Below are 22,774 nucleotides of genomic sequence, written 5' to 3'. Positions count from 1 at the left end.
AAACGGGAACAGAGGGGAGGCGCGCCGCCGGCGTTGCCCTCCCCTTTTTTACGCGCTCAGCGCTCGCTCAGTGCAAGGTGCGCGCCGAGGCCGGCGAAGCTGGCGGCGAAAGTCCGGCGCAGGACGTCCTGCACGCGCGGCGAATCGATGACGCAGACGCGGAAGGCGTGCGCCAGCAGCCCGTAGGCGACGAAGACCACGAAAGTCATGAGCATGAACACCGCGCTCAGGCCCAGCATCTGCTGCATCGGCGCGCCAGCGCCGGCATCGACGAACTGCGGCAGGAAAGCGAGGAAGAAGATCGTCAGTTTGGGGTTAAGCACGTTGAGCAGCACCGCCTTGACCACGATGTTCCAACCCGAGGCCCCCGAAGCGCCGGGGCCGCCCGCCGTGGCGTCGACAGCCAGCGCCGAACGGTCGCGCCAGGTCGCCCAGGCGATGTAGAAGAGGTAGAGCGCGCCCGCGTACTTGAGCGCCTGCCAGGCCAGGGCGCTGGTGTGCAGCACTGCGGCGAGGCCGAGGATGGTGGCCAGCAGGTGCGGCACGATCCCGGCCACGCCGCCGAGCGCCGCGAAGATGGCGGCCCGCCGCCCCTGGATGAGGCCGGTGGACACCGCGTACACCACGCCCGTCCCGGGCACCAGAACCACCACGAACGACGTCACGAGAAACTCAAGGCTGAACATGTCCTCTCCCCAAAAAAGTGGCGCGGTTCCAGCCTACTCGGCCCCGCCGCGCGCTCCGTATGGCTCGATCCTACCTGCCGCGCAGGCCGCCGGGCAAGCGGCGCAAGGCGCGGTCGTGCCCGCGCGCGAACAGGAGCAAGGTCGACAGCGCGCCGAGCAGCGCGCAGAACATGTCGCTCTGGGTGTCCCACGGATCGCCCTGGGTGCCGAGGAATTCGTCCGCGCCCTGGCCGAGGGCCAGCGCCGCGCCCCACTCGATCAGCTCGTAGCTGGCGCTCACCGCCAGCACCACGCAGACGACGAGGAAGGCAAGCATGCCGCGCCCGCGCACATAATCGCCGCGCAGCAGGATCTCGCGCGCGAGCAGCGCCGGCACCAGCCCCTGGAAGTAATGCCCGATGCGGTCGTAAGGGTTGCGCGCCAGATCCAGCCATTCGGCCAGCTCGAAGCCCAGCGGCACACGCGCGTAGGTGTAGGCGCCGCCGACGATCAGCACCAGCCCGTGCAGGAAAAGCAGGACGTAAAGCAGTGGCGTCAGCGGGTAGCGCCGGCGCGTGAGGTAAAGCACGGGCAAGGCGATCAGCACCGGCATCACCTCCAGCCACCAGGTGGTGCGGTCGTACGGGGCGATGCCGGACCAGATCAGCGCGGCCACAGTCAGGGCCACGGCCGCGCGCAACATCACGGGAGAAGCGAGGGACATGAGAACACTCGAGACAGATGAAAAGGCGAAAAGGCGCGGCCTTCGCCAGCGATGACACCGCCATCCGCCGCTACTCGGTGATCTTGATCACCCGGCCGCCGCACGCACTGTAGCACTGTCGGTAGTCGTCATCGCAGCGCCAGCTCGAATCGCTCACCCAGCACGAACGCAGGTGGCGTTCGCAGGCCCAGGCTTCGCGCCGGGTAAAGGCGCCCATCGTGCAGAAGCGGTAGTTCCACCAGTTGCGCCGCTCGCAGGCTTCGCGCGCCCATTCGGCGCGGCGGAACTCGTCCTCGCGGCAGGAATCGCGCGTTTCGGCGCAGCGCGCGATGCACTGCGCCCCGGCCTCGCCGGCGGGCGGAACGTATTCGTAGCGCGTCATCGCGCAGCCCGCGAGCAGGAGCAGCAGCGCTGGCGCACACAGGCCGAACACGGCGGACAAACGGGAAAGACAGGAAGGCATGGACGGGGTACCGCGCGTGGAAAGGTGTTTCTGCCGCGTTCAACGCGCCAGCTCGGCCCGGCGATGACAGCCGCCGGAAGGCGGCGTCGAAGGGCGCTTCAAATGCGCTGCCCCCTGAGCCCTGAGCACACCCCGGAAGAAGAACGCCAAGCCCACGAAGAACGGCGTTTTCAGCCCACCGCAGGCCGGCCCGCAGTCAGGCCGGCACTCGCGTGTTATTTCTGCGTGCGCTGCGCGTCCTGGGTGCCCTGGGCGCTTAAGCAGTTCGCCGCCTCCCTCAAGGCTGTGGCACGGCCTCCTGCGCCCGCTGCTTCGGGTCAGCCTGCCAGACCACCGCATCATCAACCGCGTAGAGCGCACAGCGCTGCTTCTCCGGGCAGGCCGCGAGCACCTGGCGGATGGCGTCGGCGCTGTCGCCGCTGGCGTAGCCCGCGCCCGCCGCGCTAAGCGCGAAAGCGCGCGGCTTGGGCAAATTGAGGAAGCGGGCATAGCGTTCACGCGCCTGCTCGCCCCCGGGCACCGCGGCGACGTCGGCGAGCGCCGCGAAATCGCTGACCGGCGGCACGCGGAAGGCATGGGTGCCGAAGCGTTCGCTGGACGTGAGGCGTAGCGGGCGCTCCAGGCGCGCCGCGAGGTAGTCGAACAGGCGCTCGCGCGAGGCCGCGCGCGCTGCCGGCGTGCCGCCGACCATCGCCGTTCCCGAGCGGCTGTTGCCGACGCCGCCGCGGCGACGCAGTTCGGCCGTGCCGTCGAAGCCGTGGTAGCTGTCCGGGTAGGCGGCAAACTCGACCGGCGCCGCCGTCGTCGTCATCGTTGTTGCTCCGAGACGCGCCACGAGTTCCCGGCAGGGCGCGGCCGGCGTCCAGTCGTCGTTCTCGCCGACCATCAGCAGCAAGGGCGTGGCCAGGGCGTAGTCGTTTTGTTTGAGGATCGCGCTGCAACCCGGGTAATAGGCGACCGCCGCGCGGAACGGCAGCGGTCGCGACGCGACGAAAGGTGCGCTGCGGTCGATCGTGTGCAGCACCGTCTGCGCCCCGTGCGACCAGCCGAGCACCGCCAGCCGGCTGGCATCGACGTCGGCGCGCGCCTTGAGCCAGGCCGCCGCGGCGTAGACGTCGGCGCGGCGGTCGGCCTCGTGCACCGTGCGCTCGCGGTTAGGTGTTTCGCAGATCGATTTCAAGCCGCGCGAGGCAAAGCTTTCGGGAAAGAGGACGTGGTAGCCCTCGCGGTTGAGCCATTCGGCCAGCTCGTGGTAACGCCCGGCCAGGCGGTGGCGGCTGTCGAGCGCGCCGCTGCAACCGTGCAGGCCGACCACCACCGGCGCCGGTTTGCCGCCGGTGACGCGCACCGGGGCCGGGAACCAGTAGGCCTCGACCGCCGGCTGGCCCGGCTGGTCGGTGAGCGGCGAAATCGTCAGCCGCTCCTGGGCGAGCGGCAAGGCGCTCCACGCGGCGAGGCCCAGGGCCAGCGCCAAACCGAACCGATCGCCCCTGCCTCGCATCGCGGCCTCCCGGGTTTATTTGGTCGCGTTGCTGGCCTTGCCAGCGCTGCAGTAGGCGGCGAAGACCTTCGGGTCGCGCGCCAGGCCCTTGGCATCGAGCAGCTCCCACGGGCGGGCGCAGACCGCGTCGCGCGCGCACCAGGCGTAGCCGGCCGAAGCGATGCAGCCTTGCGCATCGCGGTCCGAGCCCGGCGCCGGCGTCGGCTGCGGGTTCGCCCCAGCTGCGCGGCGGCCCGCCTTGACGAGCAGCAGCTTCAGTTCGCCCGGATCGCGCCCGGCTTCGACCGGATACTGCCGGTCGGTGGTAAACAGCAGCCGGTCACCATGCAACAGCTTGGCCTGTACGCTGTAGCGATGCCCGGCCTGCAAGCGGTCGGCGGCGTAGGGCAGCTCGAAGCGGTACGGCGGCAGGCCGGCATCGGGGATCGTCACTTCGGCCAGCGTCTGCGCCGGCGCGTCGGCGCGCGAAACGTCGAGCAGGCGGACTTCGAGCCGCACATCGGGGCGCACCGCGATGCGCTCGCGGTAGGCGGCAACGCCGCGCAGCGTCGACATTTTTTCATCGGCAGCAACGGCCGGGCCGGACAGCGCGGCGGCGAACGCGAACGCGCCCAGCGCGGCAAGCACGCCACGGCGCAGGCCTGAGAACGAGAAAACCATGAGAAGGCTCCTTTCGGACAAAGACGGAAATCAGAGGCTGTCGCGGTCGTCGAAGACGGGCAGCGTGGACCGCGCTTCCGGCGCCAGCAGGCGGCGCGCCAGCAACGGAAAAATCACCACCGAGAGCACCCCGGCGAGGACCAGCGCCGTCACTTCGCGCGGTGACATCAGGCCGGTGCGCCCCGCCATCTCGGTCAGCGCCACGATCAGCGACAGCGTGGTCGCCGAATAGAGCGCCGCGGCGGCAGCCGGGCGCGGCCCGAGGGTGAAGCGCAGGCACAGCGCGACCGGCAGGTGCACCAGCAAGAGCGCGATCAGGAAGGCGAGGCACAGCCCGAAGCCCGCGAAACTGCCGAAGACGGCGCCGACCTCGAGCTTCATCCCGCTGTTGATGAAGAACACCGGCACCAGAAAGCCGAAGCCGATGCCCTCGAGCTTGTGGTGCAACAGCTCGCTGCTCTTGCCCTGCAAGGCGAGTTTGATCACCAGCCCGGCGGCCAGCGCGCCGAGCGCCAGGTCGAGGCCGAAGGTTTCGGCAAGCACGGCAAAGAAGGCCAACACCAGCATCGCCACGCGCACCGGCAACTGGCTCGTCTGCGTCAGCGTGCGTTCGAGCACGCGCAGGTAACGCGGCACCCCGGCGCCGCGCAGCAGCGCCCAGCCGGTGAGCACCACGATGACGGCGAAGGCCAGCACCAGCAAGGTCTGCTGCGTGCTGTCGCCCTGCTGCGAGAGAAGCAGCGCCATCAGCAGGATGGGGCCGAATTCGCCGACCACCCCGAGCGCAACGACCACCCGCCCGAAAAAGCTGTCGATCTGCCCCGAGTCGCGCAGCATCGGCATCAGGATGCCCAGCGCCGTGGTCGACAACGCGATCGCCAGCACCTGCCAGGCGTCGACCAGCCCGAGCCAGTGAAAGCCTTGCGCGCACAGCCAGGAGGCGCCGAAAACCAGGCCCCAGGAGAGCGTGGCGAGCACGATGGGCTTGCCGCGCAGGCCGGCGAGGTCGATCTCCATCCCGGCGAGGAAAAAGAGGAAAGCCATGCCGATCCCGGCCACCGCGCCCACCGCCTCGCTGCTGTGCGCGATGCCTAGCAGCGACGGACCGATCAGCACGCCCAGCGCCAGCTCAAGCATGATGATCGAGAGGCCGAAACGGCGCGTCAGTTCGCCGATCACCGGCGCCGCAACGGCCGCAGCCAGAACCACCAAGAGGGGAGGAATGTGCATGACGGTCGCGCCACTCACGAAAATGATGCCCGATTATCGCCGATTTGCCCTGCCGGCGCCCAGCGCAGAAGTCGCAGCGCCCCTTTTCGCTGAACGCCCTAAACTACGGGCGCTACAACCGGCCTGGAAGGGGCGTGGAATGGCGGTTCTGGCGGGAGGTTTTGGGAAGGCGCATCTGGATGCGGGTTGGGGGCCAATCCAAGACTGTAACCCATGACAGCGAATCGAATGGACACCGACAAGCTCTGCTCGTAAGCTACCATGTCAAATGCGTATAACCACCTCCATCCGGGACAATGGAACGCGGGAATAATTGTCGTCAGCCCCCAATTTTTGCCAGTATATTTTTCACCCCCCCCAATACATCAAAGAACAACGCCTCTTGTTTTTGGAGGAACGATATGCTCTCAGCTTATCTTGAATGGGTGAGCGATCTTGCAATGATGATTTCTCAGGCCATCGGGCAGTACATTTCTGAGCGTATGCGCAGCGATACCGCCCATTGGCCGAAAATAGCCACCAAATTCTGTGTTTTTGCAGTAATTTACCTACTCCTCACCGTAGGAGTATTTACGGTCAGCCTTTCGCTTGCGTGGCTTGTTTTCAAGGTCACTTTCTAGCGCTTCAGACTGAGGCGGATCAGCGACTGTCACGACAATGCGGTGACGAGAAAAAACAGGGGATGCCCCCGACTCTCCCGCACCTACCCAGTCAGTCTGACTACACGCCTCCCTCCACCCGTAGAATTGCGCCCAGCAAGCGTTCCGCATCAACCACTCCCGGCAGGTAATGGATCGACTCCACCGGCCGCAGGGTGTGGGCGATGAAGACGGCGAGCGCTTCTTTGTCGGCGGTGTCGACGCCGAGGTCGGCGAGGGTGCGCGGCAACTGCAACGGCCGGTAGGCGGCGGCGAGTTCGTGCAGTTCGTCGTCGCGGCCTTCGAGCGCGAGCTGGACGAGGATGCCGTAGGCGACCTTGGCGCCGTGCAGCACGTTCGCGGTCTGCGGCAGCACGGTGAGGCCGTTGTGCACCGAGTGCGCGGCGGCCAGCCGCGTGTAGCGCTCGCCCAAACCGCCGACCAAGCCGCCGCCGGCGATCACCGCGTCGATCACGTCAACAAACGCCGCCGAGAGGCGCCCTGCCGCAGCGTCGGCGAGCGCGGTCGGGCCGGACTCGAGCAGCACGTCGCGCACCTGACGCGCGGTTTCGAGGCCCAGGCGGGCGGTGAGCGGCAAGCTCGCCCCCATTGCAGCCTCGCGTGCGCAGAGGACGCGCGCTTCGTACCACTTGGCCAGCGTGTCGCCGATGCCGGCGCGCAGGTATTCGGCCGGCGCAGCGATGAGCAGGCGCGGTTCGACCAGCACTTGATGGCTGCCGAGGGCGAAGAGTTCGAAGGAGAGCGCCCGCCCGGCATCGTCGTACCACACCGAGAGTGGCGTCCACGCGGCGCAGGTGGCGGCGATGGTCGGGATCGCCACGAAGGGGCGGTTGAGGCGCGCGGCGACGGCTTTGGCGGTGTCGAGTGCCGAACCGCCGCCGACGCCGACGATGACTTCCGCCGCGCCCGCCTGGGCGCTGAGCGCGGCAACCTTACTTTCGCTGCAATGGCCGCGGAAGACGGCGTGCGTCGAGCGCGCTTCGCGGTAGCACGCGGGCAGGTAAGGCGCGGCCGCGGCCGTGGCACGTTCGCCGCCGATCCAGAACAGGCGCTGCTGCGGGAAGGCCCGCGCCAGCGCGTCGAGCGCGCCGGGGTGCGAGTAGTAGTTGGCCGCGCCGGGCTGGACGCGAATGGGCTGGCGGGCGGCGAGGCCGTCCGGGGCGGTGGCAAGGGAAGTCATGATCGGCATCTGAATGAAATGGAAAACGCGGCGCCCCGAATCAACGGAAGCGCCGCGCTGCGTACACCTTGCTCAGAGCGCCGCCAAGCCGCGCCCGGAGCCTAAGCCGGAGATTACCAGGCGGTGACGATGGAGTCCTTGAATTCCTTGTTCACGTAGGCCTTCACTTCGGCGCTGTGGTAGGCCTTGATCAGCTTCTTGAACTCGGGCTTGTCCTTGTCCTGCTCACGCACGGCAATCACGTTAGCGTAGGGCGACTTGGGTGCTTCGATGGCAATCGCGTCGCGCGTCGGGACGAGGCCGGCGGGGATGGCGTAGTTGGTGTTCACCGCCGCGGCATCGACTTCGTCGAGCGCACGCGCCAGTTGGGCGGCGTCGAGTTCGACCAGCTTGATCTTCTTGGGGTTGTCGATCACGTCGAGCGGGGTGGCCTTGAGGCCGGCGCCGTCTTTCAACTTGATCACCCCGTTGGCCTGGAGCAGCAGCAGCGCGCGGCCGCCGTTGGTCGGGTCGTTGGGCAGCGCGACGCGGGCGCCGCTCTTCAGGTCGGCGAGCGACTTGACCTTCTTCGAGTAGATGCCCATCGGGAAGACGATGGTCTGGGCGATCGAGACGATCTTGTAGCCGCGATCCTTGACCGTGTTGTCGAGGTAGGGCTGGTGCTGGTAGCTGTTGGCGTCGAGGTCGCCGGCGGCGAGCGCGGCATTGGGCTGGACGTAGTCGGAGAACTCGACGACCTGAATCTTCAGGCCATCCTTCTCGGCGATCTTCTTCACCACTTCGAAGATCTGGGCGTGCGGGCCGGCGGTGACGCCGATCTTGAGCGGTTTGTCATTAGCTTGGGCGCTGGCGCCGACGGCGAAAGCGGCGATGCTCGCAGCCAAGAGGCCACGCAACAGACGGGAAACGTTCATCGGGATTCTCCTTGAAAGATGAATGGCGGGATTAAGGGTTTAACGATGGCTCAAGCGGCGCACGAGGCGGTCGCCGGCCGACTGGACGATTTGCACGAGGACGATCAGCACGACGACCACGAGGGCCATGACGTCTGGGAGGAAACGCTGGTAACCGTAACGGATGCCGAGGTCGCCGAGGCCGCCGCCGCCGACCGCGCCGGCCATCGCCGAGTGGCCGATCAGGCTCACCAGGGTGATGGTCAGGCCGGCGACGATGCCGGGCATGGCTTCGGGAATCAAGGCGGTGCGGATCACCTGCCAGGGCGTGGCGCCCATCGCCAGCAGGGCTTCGATCAGGCCGCGGTCGACTTCACGCAGCGCGGTTTCGACGAGGCGGGCGATGAAGGGAATGGCGGCGATGGTCAGCGGCACGATGGCCGCGGCGGTACCGATCGAGGTGCCGACCACCCAGCGGGTGAAGGGGATCACCGCGACAAGCAGAATGATGAAGGGCGTCGAGCGTACGGCGTTGGCGATGACGCCGAGGACACGGTTGAACGGCAGGTGCTCAAGCAGGCCCTGGCGGTCGGTGACCACCAGCAGCACGCCGATGGGCAGGCCCAGCAAGGTGCCGAGCGCGGCCGAGACACCGACCATCCACAGGGTTTCGATCAGCGAAGTCTGGAAAAGATTGAGCAGTTCGGGGCTCACAGCGCCACCTCCTCGACGTGGAATTCCTGCGTGGCGAGGTAGGCTTGCGCCTCGCGCAGCGCCTCGGGCGCGCCCTGCGCCGCGACGGCCGTGACGACCAGGGCGCCGAAGGGCAGGCCCTGGATCTCGTCGATGTAGCCATGCAGGATGTTGAAGACAATGCCGAAGCGTTCGCCGGCGACGGTCAGCGCCGGGCGGTCGACGGCCTCGCCGCGGAAGGTCAGGCGCCAGATGTGGCCCTGGCCGCCGGCCAGCAAGCGCTCGGCGCGTTCGCGCACGCCGGGCGGAATGTCGCTGCCGATCACTTCGCGCAGCATCGTGCGGGTGATCTCATGCTTCGGCTCGGTGAAGATGTCGGCAACGTCGCCCTGCTCCACGAGCTTGCCGTGCTCGAGCACCAGGACGCGGTGGGCGACAGCCTTGATCACCTGCATCTGGTGGGTGATGAGGACGATGGTCAGGCCCAGGCGGCGGTTGATGTCGGCCAGGAGTTCGAGGATGGACTGCGTCGTCTCCGGGTCGAGCGCCGAGGTCGCTTCGTCGCACAGCAGCACGCGCGGCTCGTTGGCCAGCGCGCGGGCGATGCCGACGCGCTGCTTCTGGCCGCCGCTGATCTGTGCCGGGTAACGGTCGCGCTGCGCGGCGAGGCCCACGAGTTCGAGCAGCTCGTCGACGCGCGCGGCGATGCGCTCCTTGGGCAGGCCGGCGAGTTCGAGCGGCAGCGCCACATTCTCGGCGACGGTCCGCGAGGAGAGCAGGTTGAAATGCTGGAAGATCATGCCGATGCGGCGGCGGACGTTGCGCAGCTCGGCGGGTTCGAGCGCCAGCAGGTCGCGGCCGTCGAACTGGACGCTGCCCTGCGTCGGGCGCTCAAGCAGGTTGAGCACACGCAGCAGCGTGCTCTTGCCGGCGCCGCTGCGGCCGATGATGCCGAAGATCTCGCCTTCGCGGATGTCGAGGTCGATGCCGTGCAGCGCCTGCACCCCGCCCGGGAAGGATTTTTCGATGCCGCGCAATACGTAGAGCGGCGTTCCGGCGGGCGAACCTGCGCCGCCCTGCCCGCCGTGACCGGTCTCGGTCGAGGACGGTGCGTCGGCCGCGGAAGCGGAAGCGGAAGCGACGGAAGAAGACGATTGCGGCGCGGCGGAGGCTCCGGTCTTGGCGATCGGCAGGGCACGGAGGACGCGCGTCAGCCACGCGGGGCGGGCGGCGGGGCGGGCCTCGAAAGGCAGGTGGCGGGTGACAGTCGTACTCATGCGTATTCCTCGGTCCGGGGCGCGTTGTGCGGCCTTTTGCCGCCCCTCGCGGCGCACGCCGGATCTCGGACGAGGGCTGCGGGGGGGCGTTGAGGAACGCACTCTACCAGCCCCGCATATACCGCCAAAGGAATGCTTTTCGATAAACATAAATCTTGCAGTTATAAGCAAATGGGAAACGATTACATTACCTTGTAAACAAAGGAATTTCCAGAAAACCGGCGCAAAACGGCGCTTCCCGAGCCCATGACCGGTTCGCCCGGCCACACTCCGGCGCGGCCCGCCGCCGCCCGTCCGCTGCGCGCAAGGGCGGCGCAAGGGAGTAAAATCGCGGCTCACCGGCCTGCGCCGCTCACCGCCTCTTGCCTTCCGTCCATGCGTTCCCTGCGCCCCCTGCTTCCGCTGCGCCTCCGTTCACGCCGTCTCCGGAGCGCCGCATGATCGGCATCTTCGACAGCGGCCTCGGCGGCCTCTCGGTGCTCGCCGCCATCGCCCGCGCCCTGCCGCGCGCCGACATCACCTACGTCGCCGACACCGCGCACGTGCCCTACGGCCCGCGCGACGACGCCTTCATCCGCGGCCGCGTGCTGGCCATCGGCCAGCTGCTCGTCGAGCGCGGCTGTACGCTGATCGTCGTCGCCTGCAACACCGCCACCGTCGCCGCCGTCACGGCGCTGCGCGAGGCGCTGCCCGGGATTCCGGTGGTCGGCGTCGAGCCGGGCGTCAAACCCGCCGCCGCGAGCACGCGGAGCGGGCGCATCGCCGTCCTGGCGACCGAACTCACGGCGCGCAGCGAGCGCCTCGCTCAGCTGATCGCCGCGCACGCCGGCGGCGTCACGGTCGACGTGCTGGCCTGCCCCGGCTGGGCGACGCGCGTCGAAACCCTGCGCCTGGGCGAACCGGGCTTTGCTGCCGAATTCACCGCCGAAGCGCGCCGCCACCTCGAAGCGACGCTGGCCGCCGGCTGCGACCGCGTCGTCCTCGGCTGCACCCACTACGCCTTCCTCGCCGAACACCTCGCGCCGCTCGTCGCCGGGCGCGCCGAACTCGTCGACGTTGCCGAGGCCGTCGCCCGCCAGTGCGAACGCCTCGCCGGCCCGGCCGCCGAGGGGACGGGCCGCCTGACCCTGCTCGCCACCGCCCGCCCCGAACGCCTCGAACAGGCGCTCATCGCCTTCGGCCTCGCCCACCTCGCCCCGCGCCTCACCGGCCCGGGCGCGTGCGTCGACGAGCGAGCGGCAACGACCTGAACCCACGCATGAACTCCGTCCTCGCCCAGATCCAGCACGACGCGCAGCAGTTCAGCGAGGCCATCGCCGGGATCATCGACTGCGACGTTGAAGTGGTCGACGTCGGCATGGTGCGCGTCGCAGGAACCGGTGCCTTCCGCCAGCGGGTGAACGAAAACATGGGCAGCCAGGGTTACGTGTATCGCCACGCGATGCAGGTCAACCGCACCATCCTGATCGAGAATCCCGGCCAGAGCGCAATCTGCACCCTTTGCGACAACAAGCTGCTGTGCGAGGAAATGCTCGACCTGGCGACCCCGATCTCGCTCGACGGCGCGGTCATCGGGGTCATCGGCATCATCTGCTCGACGCCGCGCCAGCGCGACCATCTACTCGCCGGCAAGGACAAGTACATCAGTTTCATCGAACAGATCGCCCAGCTGATCGCCGGCAAGGCTTACGAATACCGCGAGCGGCAGCGCGAGAAGGACACCTTCGCGGTCTTCCGCCGCATGATCGAGACGATGAACCACGGTGTCGTCGCCCTCGACGGCAACGGGATCGTCTGGCACGCCAACCAGTCGGCCGCGCGCCTGTTGCAGCGCCCCGACGACCTCGTCGGACGCCGCCTGTCGGTCGAACTGTCCGGCGACGTGCTCTACGATTTCGAGGAGGCCTGGCTCGACCTCGGCACCTTCCGCCTGCACGTGCTATGTACGCGCATCCGGCTGACCACCGCCGAACGCGGCGAGGTGACGCTGATCGTCTTCCAGGATGCGGCCGACTACATGGCTCCGTCCGGCATGCCGCCCCCGGAAAATCTTTCTCCCGACCGTTTCATCGGCGACTCGCCGGCGATCCGCCAGGTGCGCGCCCTCATCGACAAGATCGCCGCAGGCAAAGCCACCGTCCTCATCACCGGCGAGAGCGGCACCGGCAAGGAGGTCGTCGCCGCCGAAATCCACCGCCGCAGCCCGCGCCGCGACGCGCCCTTCGTCACCATCAATTGCGCCTCGATTCCCGAACCCTTGCTCGAAAGCGAGCTGTTCGGCTACGTCAAGGGCGCCTTCACCGGTGCCGACCCCAAAGGCCGGGTCGGAAAATTCGAGCAAGCCAACGGCGGCACCATTTTCCTCGATGAAATCGGCGACATGCCGGTCTACCTCCAGGCCAAGCTGTTGCGCGTACTGCAGGAACGGGTGGTGACCCGCGTCGGTTCGAACCAGGCGATTCCCATCGACGTGCGCCTGATTACCGCAACCAACAAGGACCTCATCGCCCTGATCGCCGACAAACAGTTCCGCGACGACCTCTACTACCGCATCAACGTCATCGAACTCACCCTGCCCTCGCTGCGCGAACGTCGCGAAGACATCGCCGAACTCACCCAGCATTTCTGCGACGAATTCGCCGGAGGTTACGGCCAAACGCGCACCAAGCTGCCCGAAGAGTTGACCAACGCGCTCTATTTCTACGATTGGCCGGGCAACGTGCGCGAACTGCGCAATGTCGTCGAGCACCTTTTCGTCATGCGCGGCGAGGCGCCCGATTTCAATTTGAGCCACCTGCCGCGGCGCATCCAGCCACAGCGCGGCGCCCGTCCAGGGGCAGCGCCAAGCGCCCACCCCGCCGCCGTCCGGCGCGACGAAGCAGCCCGCCTGGTCGAACTGCTCGAGCGCCACGGCTGGGACGTCGAGGGCAAGAAACGGACCGCGCAGGCGCTCGACATCGGCATCGCCACGCTCTACCGCCGTCTGGCCAAACACGGGCTGAACAAACGCTAGGCGCAGCCGCATTGCCGACGCGCCGGGCGAAAAAAACCGCGTACACCGAAACGACGCACGCGGAAAATACGGAGAGCGGGACGGGTGGGGGGGGGAGTGCGTCCCCGGCCTCCGGCGAGTCAGCGCCAGGCGATGGCTTCAACCTCGACCTTCACGCCGCGCGGCAAAGCGGCGGCTTGAACGCAGGAACGGGCCGGCGGCGTCTCGCCGAAATAGCGCGCATAGATTTCGTTGAAGGCCGCAAAATCGCCCATGTCGCTCAGATAGCAGGTGGTCTTGAGCACCTGACCGGCGTTCGAACCGGCGGCTTCAAGCACGGCGAACAGGTTTTTCATCACCTGTTCGGTCTGCTCGACGACACCGCCCTCGACGACGGCCATGCTGACCGGATCGAGCGGAATCTGCCCGGACGTGAACACCAGGCGCTCGAACAGGGTAGCCTGCACATAGGCGCCGATGGCGGCCGGCGCGCCAGCGGTGGCAACGATTTCTCTTTCCATGTTGTTTCCTTTCCTGCGCGGCATGCGCGCCGCGCGACATCAAAAAACCGGCCGTCACGCAGAAAGAGACGGCCGGTTTGCCAAAAACAGGCTCAGATTTCCGCGGCCTGCCCGGAAGTGTTCTTCAGCATCGCGGTAACCACCGCCGAAGCGGCGAGCGCGATGATCATGAACCAGAAGGCGCTGTCGTAGCGTCCGCCGCTCGTCTGGATGAGGTAGCCCATCACCGGGGCGGAGACGACGCCAGCCATCTGGCCGCCGAAGTTCACGATGCCCGAGGCGCGGCCCATGATCTTGGTCGGGATCTGGTCCATCAGGATGCCCCAGAAGAGCGCCATGGCGAGGAACATGAAGAAGGACGAGATGCACTGATAGAACACGGCCATGTCGGCACTCTCGACGCTGAACACGAGGTAGAGAAAGCCGGCGCTGATCACCGAGGCCACGACGTAGATCCACTTGCGCGCGTCCTTGCCCTTGTCCGACAGGTAACCGCCGAGCAGCGTGCCGACCGTGCCGCACAGGAAGGGGATGGCGGCCATGATGCCGGTCTTGGCGAGCGAGAAGCCGCGGACTTTCATCAGGTAGCTCGGCAGCCAGGACGAGAAGCCCCAGAAGGTGATGTCGAAGAGGAACCAGATCAGCGCCATCTGCCACAGGATCGGCGACTTGAGCACCTTGGAGAAGGGAATCGTCGTCTCGGCCGAGCCCTTCGGCCCGTTCTCGGCTTGCCTGTCGGCCTCCAGTTCGGCGAGTTCAGCCGGCGTGATGTGCGGGTGATCCTTCGGATCGTTGCGGATCCAGAGGTACATCCCCAGCGCGATCAAAAGCCCCGGAATGCCCATGATGATGAACACCATCTGCCAACCGAGCGTACCGATGATCGCCGCAGCGACGACGGCGGCCAAGGCCGGGCCGAGGGTATTGACCGAGGACTGGATGGCCGTCGCGCGACCGCGTTCCTTGCTCGGGAAATACGTGGCGATGGTCTTCCACGACGAACCCGGGAAGGCGCCTTCACCAAGACCGAAGAGGAAGCGCACGGCGAGCATCATCGGCAAGGTAAACACGAAACCGGTGAGCGTGGTGAAGATCGACCACCACGTGATGGCAAACGCCATCACCTTGCGCGGCCCGAACTTGTCGCCGAGCCAACCGCCGGGAATCTGGAAGCCGGCGTAGGCCAGAAAGAAAGCGCTGATGATCAGGCCTTGCTCGGTGGTGTCGATGCCCAGGTCCTTGCCGATGAACGGCAGGGACACGCTCATGATCATCCGGTCGAGGAAGGAGAACATCCAGCCGAGCCAGATGAAGAGCAGGACGGTGTAACGGGTCTTCCAGGTTTTTTGTGTGCCGGCTTGGGCCAGGCTAGATACGGAATTCATTGACCACTCCCATTGAATTGAAAAAACTCAGTACGCCTTGCGGATCACCTGTCCGCTCCGGGCATAGGTTTCCACCCCGTTCACCAGCGCAAAGGCGCCGTTGACCATCACCGCATCGATGCCTTCGGGATACTGATTGGGTTCGATGAAGGTGCCCTTGTCGATGATCGTCTCGGGGTTGAAGACGACGATGTCCGCCGCCATGCCGGGTTTGAGCTGGCCGCGGTTGGCGAGGCCGACCACCGCCGCCGGTTTGCCGGTCATCTTGTGAATGGCGGCTTCCCAGGACAGGCACTTTTCTTCGCGCACGTATTTGCCGAGCACCCGCGGGAAGGCGCCGAAGACGCGCGGGTGTGGCTTGCCCTTGCCCATCAGCCCGTCGGTGCACACGTTCTGCTCCGGCCGGCAGAGGAACTTGATGACATGTTCCTCGGTGCCGTAGAAATCGAACATGCCGACCGCGTTCTCTTCCTCGTAGAGGAGGTCGAAGGTGGCGTTGTACGGGTCCTTGCCGCGCTTCTCGCCGAGTTCGATCAGGTTGAGACCGATGGTGTCGGCATTTTTCTCGGTCTTCACGCTGGTGATGAAGATCTGGTCGAGGCCGGCAAAATCGATGAAGTTGTCCCAGCCCGGAATGCCCTGCTCGATGTCGGCGACCATCTTCTTGCGCAGTTCAGGATCGGCCAACCGTTCGAGCAGCTTGTCGGTGCCGCCCGCATGCACCCACGGCGGCAGGATGACGCCGAGCATGGTGCTGCCGGCGACATACGGATACTGGTCGAAGGAGATTTTCAGGCCCTCGCCCTGCGCCGCTTCGAGCATGCCGAGCATCTTCTCGATCAGCGGCCAGTTCTTCTTGCCGCAGACCTTCATGTGCGAGATGTGCAGATGCACGCCCGACTGGCGGGTGATGTCGATCAGTTCCTGCGTCGAGGTCAGGATGTCGTCGGCTTCACTGCGCTGATGCACCACGAAAATGCCGCCGTGGCGGGCCGTGACCTTGCACAGCTCGACGACCTCGTAGGTGTCGCCGAACGCGCAGGGCATGTAGATGAGGCCAGTGGAGAAACCAAAGGCGCCGGCGGACAACTCGCGGTCGAGGATCTCGCACATGCGGGCCACTTCCTCCTTGGTCGCCGCGCGGCCGTCAAGGCCCATCGCCTCCATGCGCACGTTGCCGTGCGGCACGAGGTAGGAAAGGTTGGTCGCCGGACGGTAGGCGGCGAGCAGCGACAGGTAGCCGTCGGTGTCGCGGTACTTCCAGTCGATCAGGTCGGTGTCGCCGTCGAGGCCGGCAATGTTCTTGCGCCAGGCCGTGATGTACTGCTCAGGCAGCGGCGCCAGTGCCACGCCGTCCTGGCCGAGCAGTTCGGTGGTGATGCCCTGGCGGATCTTGGCCGACAGCGCCGGATTGACGATCGCCGCCAGGTCCGAGTGGGTATGCGTGTCGATGAAACCCGGGCAGACGATGCGCTCGCGCGCATCGTAAACCTGCGTGCCGGGTTCGCCCTCGAAGCTGCCGATGCCGGCGATAACACCGTTCTCGACCAGAATATCGGCGACATAAGAAGGCGCCCCGCTGCCGTCAACAACCTTGCCGCCCTTGAAGATGGTTCTCACAGTTTCCTCCGCTAATCGAATCGTTGTAACTGATGCTTACCACTGCCTGCACTTCACCTTTGCGCGCCGGGCTAAGCCTTGACGCCGCACACGCTCTGCATGATTCCGTAGAAACCTTTGGCCGCGCCGACGAGCTGGTCGATCTCGATGTACTCGTCGATGGTGTGGGCCAGGCGCTCGGTCGAGGGTCCGAATCCCACCGTCGGAATGCCCGCCTCCCCGGCGTAGTGGCTGCCGTTGGTGCAGAACGAGTACTGCTGGATGCTCGGCGCCAGGCCCACGCCGCGCAGGCCGGCGAGCGCCAGCTGCACGCCTTCGTCCGCTTCGCCGAAGACCCAGCCGGGGAAGAAGCGCTCACCTTCGATGTCGTTGCCGGTAAAACACTTCTCGCGGCCGAAGGCATAGGAAACCTTGGCCTTGAACTGCGGATCGGCAGCGGCCAGTTCGGCGACCGCGTCTTGCAGCGGCGCGAGCACCGAGTCCTGGGTCTCGCCGACCAGGAGGCGCCGGTCGTAGGTGACGCGGCAGTAATCGGGCACCACCGAAGCGCCGGGATACGGCGAGGACTTGATGTCGGTGAGTTCAAGGATGCCGGGACCGAGCACGGGATGCTGCGTCGGTTCGATCCGGCGGATGCGGTCGATCAGGCGGGTCATCTGATACACCGCGTTGATCCCGGCCTGCGGGTTGGCCGAGTGCGCGGGCTTGCCAAAGGTCTCGACGACGATTTCGGCCCGGCCACGCTGGCCGATCTTGAGGTTGAGGTCGGAGGCTTCGCCGATGACCACCAGGTCAGGCTTGTAGGCTTCGCTCACGGCGCGCGCGGCGACGCCTTCGAAGCACTCCTCATGCACCACACAGGCAATGTAGATCTTGCCGGCGAAGTCGCGCTGCTTGTCCTCGGCGAAGAAGCCGGCGGCGGAGATCATCGCCGAGACCGAGCCCTTCATGTCGGTCGTGCCGCGCCCGTAGATGCGCCCGTCGGCAACCTCGCCGCCGAGCGGCGCGCGCGTCCATTTCTCGGCGTCGTAGGGCACGGTGTCGATGTGTCCGTCGAAGACCACGGTCTTGCCCGGACGCGCACCGACGAGACCGCCGACGATGTTGCCGTAGCGGTCGATGTTGATCTCGTCGAAACCGTAGGCCCGCATCATCGCCTCGATGGCACGCACGACGCCGCTTTCCTGCCCGGAAAGACTCTCCTCGCGGACCAGGGTCTGGCAGTTTTCGACGATTTGCGCGATGCGCTCTGTTGCAAACATGAACGACTCCTTTGATGACATATAGTTATTTGATGAGGCCGTAGGACGGAATCTCGCCGTCCCAGACGATGTCCAGATAGCGCTGCGGATCGGTATCCCCTTCGGTGCTGACCAGCAGCACGCGCGATTGCGCGTCGAGGCCCAGTGCGGCGCGTGCCGACGCCAGGCTCGGTGCCTGCATGAACAGTGAGAGCAGGCCGAGGGTCACCGCCCCCGACTCGCCGGAACAGACGCGCGGATCGCCAGGCAGCGGGTTGCCGTAGATGCGCATGCCGCGCGTGGCCACGTAATCCGGGCAGGAGACGAAGGCGTTCGCGTAATCGCGCAGGATCTTCCAGCCGATGGTGTTGGCTTCGCCGCAGGCGAGCCCCGCCATCACCGTCGCCAGGTCGCCGCCCACCGCCACCGGCGCGCCGCCCTTGGCACGCGCCGATCGATACAGGCAATCGGCGGCGCGAGCTTCGGCAACGATGACCTTGGGCCGCGCAGCGCCGTAGCTCGCGGTCAGGAACCCCTGCACCGCGCCGGCGAGCGAGCCCACGCCGGCCTGGATGAAGACGTGCGTCGGCGGCACTTCGCCCAGCTGCTGCAGGCTTTCGAGCATCAAGGTGCCGTAGCCTTGCATGATCCACAGCGGGATCTTCTCGTAACCGTCCCACGCCGTGTCCTGCACCACCAGCCAGCCATGCTCGGCCGCGCGCTGCGCGGTCATGCGCACCGCCTCGTCGTAGTTCATGTCCACGATCTCGGCCTCGGCCCCCTCGGCGCGGATCGCTTCCAGACGCTCGACCGACGAGCCCTTGGGCATGTAGACCACGGCCTTCTGCTTGAGCTGGCGGGCCATCCAGGCCACGCCGCGGCCGTGATTGCCGTCGGTGGTGGTGGCGAAGACCACCTCGCCAAGGCGCGCGCGCACCGCGTCGCTGACCATCACTTCATACGGCAGCTCGCTGATGTCCTGCCCCAGCCGTTCGGCGATGTGCCGGGCCATCGCGTAGGCGCCGCCGAGCGCCTTGAAGGCCTTGAGGCCAAAACGCTGCGACTCGTCCTTGACGTAGAGGCTGCGCAGGCCAAGATGCGCCGCGAGGCGATCAAGGGCCGTGAGCGGCGTTGGCGCGTAGCCGGGAATGGTGCGGTGAAATGCCAGCGCCTTGCCCAACTCGGCCCGCGAAAAATCGGCCACCGAGGTCGCCGGCGCTTGGGTGAAGGCGGTCTCGTTGAGAAACAGATCCAGCTCTTGAGGCATGAGTTCTTCCTGTTGTTGTCGTGATTTCTGTCAAACCGGCCAACGCACGTCGGCCAGAAACTCGACAACCAAGAGGCAGGATGCATGCCAGGCTCTAGACCTGCTTTTTTTCCGCATTATCTTCAGCGACTTACCACAAAATCCCCGCCTTTACCGGGGAGCTTTTCCGGCCAGACCAAGCCCATCAATCGATAAATTTATTGATAAATTATCAAGCAAATCGATAAACCGCCCTCCAGCGTCGGAGCCGCGCCGCACCTTGCGTCTTCGCCAACAGGAAAGCAAAAGCGCAGCCGGGCCCGCCGCAATCGGCCGCCCGGGGCACGGCTCACGGGCGGACAGGCACGTGCCGCGCCCTCAGCCGTTGCCGCGCAGGCGAACGAACAGGCATTTGAGCGCTTCGGCCCGGGTTTGCAGGTCGCTCGGCGGCAGCATCACGGCACGGTCGGCGGCGAGCATGGCGGGGATCGTCTTCGCCTGGCAGGACTTGGAGAAATACCAGCCCTGGATCAGGTAGATGCCGCAGGCCAGCAGCCAATCCAGATCGTCCTGCGCTTCCACCCCCTCGACCAACAATGAGACGCCCAGCGATTCGGCGGTGCCTTTGATCAGGCGAAGCAAGGCGGCCATGTGGGTGTTGCAGGCGACGCCATGCACGAACTGGCGATCCACCTTGAGTAATTTGCACTCGGTATTTTTCAGGGTCGAAAGATTGGACATCCCGGTACCGAAATCGTCGATGGCGATGCTGAAGCCGACGCGATGCAAGGAGGCGATCTGCGTCGCCAAGACCTTGTCGTTCAAGGGCTGGCCGCTTTCGGTGATCTCCAGCGTCAGCGCCGACGGTTCGACGTCGTATTCGCGCAGCAGGCTCACCAGCTTGTCGGCCAGACCTTCGGTTTGCAGCGTGGTGCGGGAAAGGTTAACCGACACCTTGGGCACCGCTGTCCCGGCCACCTGCCATTCGGCGATGTCGGCGCAGACCTTGCGGACGACGATGAAATCGAGCGTCGAGATCATGTCCAGGCTTTCGACCAGTTCGATCACCTTCCACACGGGAGTCGTCCCGTACATCGCGTCGTGCCAGCGCAGCAAGGCTTCGAAACCGACGATCCGCCCCGTGCTCACGTCGACCTGCGGCTGGTACTCGGGGTAAAAGTAGCTGCCCGGCTGGTCGTCGAAGAGGCAGGCGCGCACGCGCATGGCAATCTGGTTGCTGGCGATTTTTTCCTGATACTGGATGTTGGCGATCTGCGAGTGCTGCATCTCGGCCGCGGCTTCGTCGGCGATTTCCATCAAGGCGGCAGCGCTGGCCTGCTGCGGCTCGGCGCTGACCGAGACCATGCTCAAGGCGACCGAGACGGTGACGTTGCCAATGGTCAGTGGCGTTTCCAGATCATGCAAGGCGGCGACAAGCTCTGCCTTTTGTTGCCCGTCGACCCAAGCGAATGCGAAGCAGCCATCGCCCAGATGGGCCAGCAGTCCTTTCTCCAGCCTTGCCCTGCTCAGCCGCTCGGCCACGAGCGCGATCAACCGGTCCCGGAATTCCGCCCCGTAAATCCCGGTGACATGCAAGATGCGGTGCGTGCGCACCAGTGCCGCGTTCACTTTCTGCGTGGAGCTGTTCATCAAGGCCTGCAGCTGCTTCAGGAAACTCTGGCGGTTGGCCAGCCCGGTAACGGGACAGTGGTACTGCTGGTTGATCAGTTGCTCGAGGTGAGCGCCCAGCGATTTGAGAATCAGGCGCCCGTCCTCCCCCAGCGCGGTCGGCTGGGTATCGAACATCCAGAGGGTTCCGATCGCGAAGCCGTTCATCCCTTTGAAGGGGTACGCGGCATAGAAACGCACCTCCGGCGCACCGGCCACCAGAGGGTTGTGGGCGAACAGCGGATTGTCCAGCGCATTCTCGACCACATAGAGATCGTCCAGCGAATCGACCGCCGCGGCGCAAAAAGCGCCTTCCCGCGGCAGGCAGGTCGCCTCGATGCCATAGTGAGCCTTGATCCACACGGTATCGCTGTCGACCAGGCTGACCCCGGCGAAAGGCACCTTGCAGAGCGTCGCCAACAGCTCGACCATGCTCTGCAGCGACGTCTCGTTGTCCTCGACCACGGCCAGCAGATGCTCAAGCTCACGCACCCGGAGCGATTCGGCCTGCGCATTACGGACTTCGAAATCGAGTTCGTCGATCAGCATGGCGCGCTCCTTGAGCAAAGTAGCAAAGTGGCCGATTCGCAGCCGAAGCTGCGGAATCCGGACGTCCAACGATCGGGCATGAAACGCCCGTCCTGAATTGCGAACGCCTCACGTCACAGCCTAGCCCTTCACCCTCAATAGACAAGGCGCTCGTAAACTCCGGCGCCGGCGCTTCGCCAGTCCGAGGTACAGCACGGCGAGATTCCTGGCTATGATCACGGCTCGCGTTCGGTGTCCGTCTTCCCTTGCGGCGTCTGGCCTTCTTGGTGCAAAAGCGCGACGGCTCCCACCGCCGCCCGCGGGCACGGGGCTACAATGCAGGTTTCGCCTCATCCTCCGGTCATGCCTCCGATCTCAGCCCACTTGCCTGTTTCCCTACCCCGCGCCGTCGTCGTCGGCGGCGGGCCGGCCGGGCTGATGGCCGCCGAGGCGCTCACCGACGCCGGCCTCGCCGTCGACCTCTACGACGCCATGCCCTCGGTCGGGCGCAAGTTCCTGATGGCCGGCAAGGGCGGCATGAACATCACCCATTCCGAGCCGTTCGACGCCTTCCTCGCCCGCTACGGCGCGGCACGCGAACGCCTCGCCCCGGCGCTGGAAGCCTTCGGCCCCGAGGCCGTGCGCGCCTGGATGACGGGTCTGGGCGTCGAGTCTTTCGTCGGCAGCTCGGGCCGCGTCTTTCCGACCGGCATGAAGGCCGCGCCGCTCTTGCGCGCCTGGCTGCACCGCCTGCGCGAACGCGGCCTGCGCCTCCACGTCCGCCACCGCTGGCTGGGCCTCGATCAATGCGACGGCGGCTACCGCCTGCGCTTTGCCGCGCCGGACGGTGAAGTCACCCTCGACGCGCCGGTCGTCGTCTTCGCCCTCGGCGGCGGCAGTTGGGCCAAGCTCGGCTCGGACGGCCGCTGGACGGTGCCCTTCGCCGAACTCGGCATCGACATCGCGCCCTTCCGCCCGGCCAACTGCGGCTTTGACGTCGCCTGGAGCGAACACCTCCTCACGCGCCACGCCGGCGAGCCGGTCAAACCCGTCGCCGCGATGCTCGCGCCCGATGGCACGGGCTATCGACGAGGCGAGTTCGTCGTTTCCGAGGCCGGTATCGAAGGCAGCCTCATCTACGCCCTCGCCGCGCCGCTGCGCGACGCCCTCGAACGCGACGGCCACGCGACGCTGTGGCTCGATCTCCTGCCCGCGCACGACGCGGTCAAGGTCGCCGCCGAAGTCGCGCACCCGCGCGGCGCGCGCTCGCTCTCGAGCCACCTCGGCAGCCGCCTCGGGCTCAAGGGCGTCAAGCTCGCGCTGGTGCATGAATGCTTAAGCCGCGAGGCCATCGCCGACCCGGCGCAGCTTGCGCGCGGCCTCAAGGCGCTGCCGCTCAAACTGGCCGCGCCGCGCCCGCTCGACGAGGCGATCAGCACCGCCGGCGGCGTTCTCTTTAGCGCGCTCGATGCCGACTTCATGCTGCACGAGCACCCTGGCCTTTATTGCGCCGGTGAAATGCTCGACTGGGAAGCGCCGACGGGCGGCTACCTGCTCACCGCCTGCCTCGCCGCCGGGCGCGCCGCAGGGCAGGGCGCCGCGCGCCGCTTAAAGGCCGGAGCGTAGCG

20 protein-coding genes are annotated in these 22,774 nt (G+C 66.5%); 4 read left to right on the top strand and 16 right to left on the bottom strand.

From position 1 onward, the window contains the following. Window positions 1-56: 56 nt before the first annotated feature. The 6 genes from QMB55_RS10150 to QMB55_RS10125 all read right to left on the bottom strand — a co-directional run bounded on the left by QMB55_RS10150 (window position 57) and on the right by QMB55_RS10125 (window position 5,243). A complete protein-coding gene (locus QMB55_RS10150) occupies window positions 57-686 on the bottom strand; it encodes a LysE family translocator (protein ID WP_497588585.1) in 630 nt (209 codons plus the stop codon). Window positions 687-756: 70 nt separating this feature from the next. Continuing rightward, entirely contained in the window at window positions 757-1,389 is a 633-nt protein-coding gene (locus QMB55_RS10145) for a DUF2238 domain-containing protein (protein WP_497588584.1), read from the bottom strand. A 70-nt stretch (window positions 1,390-1,459) separates the two neighbouring features. Then, window positions 1,460-1,852 (bottom strand): Aq_678 family protein, encoded by a 393-nt coding sequence (locus tag QMB55_RS10140; protein WP_497588583.1) that lies wholly within the window; start codon window positions 1,850-1,852, stop codon window positions 1,460-1,462. 277 nt (window positions 1,853-2,129) lie between these two features. After that, window positions 2,130-3,326, bottom strand: coding sequence for a dienelactone hydrolase family protein (locus tag QMB55_RS10135; RefSeq protein ID WP_497588582.1), 1,197 nt, complete (start codon window positions 3,324-3,326; stop codon window positions 2,130-2,132). A gap of 42 nt (window positions 3,327-3,368) precedes the next feature. Next, window positions 3,369-4,013 (bottom strand): YbaY family lipoprotein, encoded by a 645-nt coding sequence (locus QMB55_RS10130; RefSeq protein WP_497588581.1) that lies wholly within the window; start codon window positions 4,011-4,013, stop codon window positions 3,369-3,371. A gap of 30 nt (window positions 4,014-4,043) precedes the next feature. Further along, window positions 4,044-5,243 carry a cation:proton antiporter gene (locus tag QMB55_RS10125; RefSeq protein WP_497588580.1) on the bottom strand — a complete coding sequence of 400 codons (1,200 nt, stop codon included), beginning with the start codon at window positions 5,241-5,243 and terminating at the stop codon, window positions 4,044-4,046. 401 nt (window positions 5,244-5,644) lie between these two features. Between QMB55_RS10125 and QMB55_RS10120 the strand changes: the two genes are divergently transcribed. Next, window positions 5,645-5,863 carry a hypothetical protein gene (locus QMB55_RS10120; protein WP_497588579.1) on the top strand — a complete coding sequence of 73 codons (219 nt, stop codon included), beginning with the start codon at window positions 5,645-5,647 and terminating at the stop codon, window positions 5,861-5,863. 100 nt (window positions 5,864-5,963) lie between these two features. Here the strand turns inward: QMB55_RS10120 and QMB55_RS10115 are convergent, their stop codons facing one another. From QMB55_RS10115 to QMB55_RS10100, 4 genes are all read right to left on the bottom strand, one after another. Beyond that, window positions 5,964-7,082 carry an oxidoreductase gene (locus QMB55_RS10115; RefSeq protein ID WP_497588578.1) on the bottom strand — a complete coding sequence of 373 codons (1,119 nt, stop codon included), beginning with the start codon at window positions 7,080-7,082 and terminating at the stop codon, window positions 5,964-5,966. A gap of 113 nt (window positions 7,083-7,195) precedes the next feature. Then, the gene (locus tag QMB55_RS10110; RefSeq protein WP_497588577.1) at window positions 7,196-7,996 is read right to left on the bottom strand and encodes a MetQ/NlpA family ABC transporter substrate-binding protein; all 801 of its coding nucleotides are present in this window, start codon (window positions 7,994-7,996) and stop codon (window positions 7,196-7,198) included. A 39-nt stretch (window positions 7,997-8,035) separates the two neighbouring features. Further along, entirely contained in the window at window positions 8,036-8,689 is a 654-nt protein-coding gene (locus QMB55_RS10105; RefSeq protein WP_497588576.1) for a methionine ABC transporter permease, read from the bottom strand. Beyond that, the gene (locus QMB55_RS10100) at window positions 8,686-9,945 is read right to left on the bottom strand and encodes a methionine ABC transporter ATP-binding protein (RefSeq protein WP_497588575.1); all 1,260 of its coding nucleotides are present in this window, start codon (window positions 9,943-9,945) and stop codon (window positions 8,686-8,688) included. The genes QMB55_RS10105 and QMB55_RS10100 overlap by 4 nt, the downstream gene beginning before the upstream one ends. A 437-nt stretch (window positions 9,946-10,382) precedes the next feature. On the opposite strand from QMB55_RS10100, the gene murI reads away from it, so the two are divergent. Together murI and QMB55_RS10090 are read left to right on the top strand one after the other, a co-directional pair. After that, complete coding sequence (gene murI / locus QMB55_RS10095) at window positions 10,383-11,195, top strand: glutamate racemase (protein WP_497588574.1); 813 nt, start codon at window positions 10,383-10,385, stop codon at window positions 11,193-11,195. Between the two features lie 8 nt (window positions 11,196-11,203). Next, window positions 11,204-12,958, top strand: coding sequence for a sigma-54 interaction domain-containing protein (locus QMB55_RS10090; protein ID WP_497588573.1), 1,755 nt, complete (start codon window positions 11,204-11,206; stop codon window positions 12,956-12,958). Window positions 12,959-13,077: 119 nt separating this feature from the next. On the opposite strand, the gene QMB55_RS10085 is transcribed toward QMB55_RS10090, so the two are convergent. From QMB55_RS10085 to QMB55_RS10060, 6 genes are all read right to left on the bottom strand, one after another. After that, on the bottom strand, window positions 13,078-13,458 hold the full coding sequence (locus QMB55_RS10085) for a RidA family protein (RefSeq protein WP_497588572.1): 381 nt from the start codon (window positions 13,456-13,458) through the stop codon (window positions 13,078-13,080). 92 nt (window positions 13,459-13,550) lie between these two features. Continuing rightward, complete coding sequence (locus QMB55_RS10080; RefSeq protein ID WP_497588571.1) at window positions 13,551-14,843, bottom strand: MFS transporter; 1,293 nt, start codon at window positions 14,841-14,843, stop codon at window positions 13,551-13,553. 27 nt (window positions 14,844-14,870) lie between these two features. Further along, window positions 14,871-16,463, bottom strand: coding sequence for an N-acyl-D-amino-acid deacylase family protein (locus tag QMB55_RS10075; protein ID WP_497588570.1), 1,593 nt, complete (start codon window positions 16,461-16,463; stop codon window positions 14,871-14,873). A 71-nt stretch (window positions 16,464-16,534) separates the two neighbouring features. After that, on the bottom strand, window positions 16,535-17,725 hold the full coding sequence (locus tag QMB55_RS10070) for a YgeY family selenium metabolism-linked hydrolase (RefSeq protein ID WP_497588569.1): 1,191 nt from the start codon (window positions 17,723-17,725) through the stop codon (window positions 16,535-16,537). 25 nt (window positions 17,726-17,750) lie between these two features. Further along, complete coding sequence (dpaL, locus tag QMB55_RS10065; protein WP_497588568.1) at window positions 17,751-18,971, bottom strand: diaminopropionate ammonia-lyase; 1,221 nt, start codon at window positions 18,969-18,971, stop codon at window positions 17,751-17,753. Window positions 18,972-19,328: 357 nt separating this feature from the next. Next, window positions 19,329-21,167 carry an EAL domain-containing protein gene (locus QMB55_RS10060; RefSeq protein WP_497588567.1) on the bottom strand — a complete coding sequence of 613 codons (1,839 nt, stop codon included), beginning with the start codon at window positions 21,165-21,167 and terminating at the stop codon, window positions 19,329-19,331. 342 nt (window positions 21,168-21,509) lie between these two features. On the opposite strand from QMB55_RS10060, the gene QMB55_RS10055 reads away from it, so the two are divergent. Continuing rightward, window positions 21,510-22,772, top strand: a complete 1,263-nt coding sequence (locus QMB55_RS10055; protein ID WP_497588566.1) for a TIGR03862 family flavoprotein — start codon at window positions 21,510-21,512, stop codon at window positions 22,770-22,772. Window positions 22,773-22,774: the final 2 nt, after the last annotated feature.

Origin of the sequence: Propionivibrio sp. (assembly GCF_041441355.1) — a bacterium.
GTDB lineage: Bacteria > Pseudomonadota > Gammaproteobacteria > Burkholderiales > Rhodocyclaceae > Propionivibrio.
The sequence above is the reverse complement of the archived record's forward strand: the minus strand, read 5'-3'. Positions and strand labels throughout refer to the sequence as shown.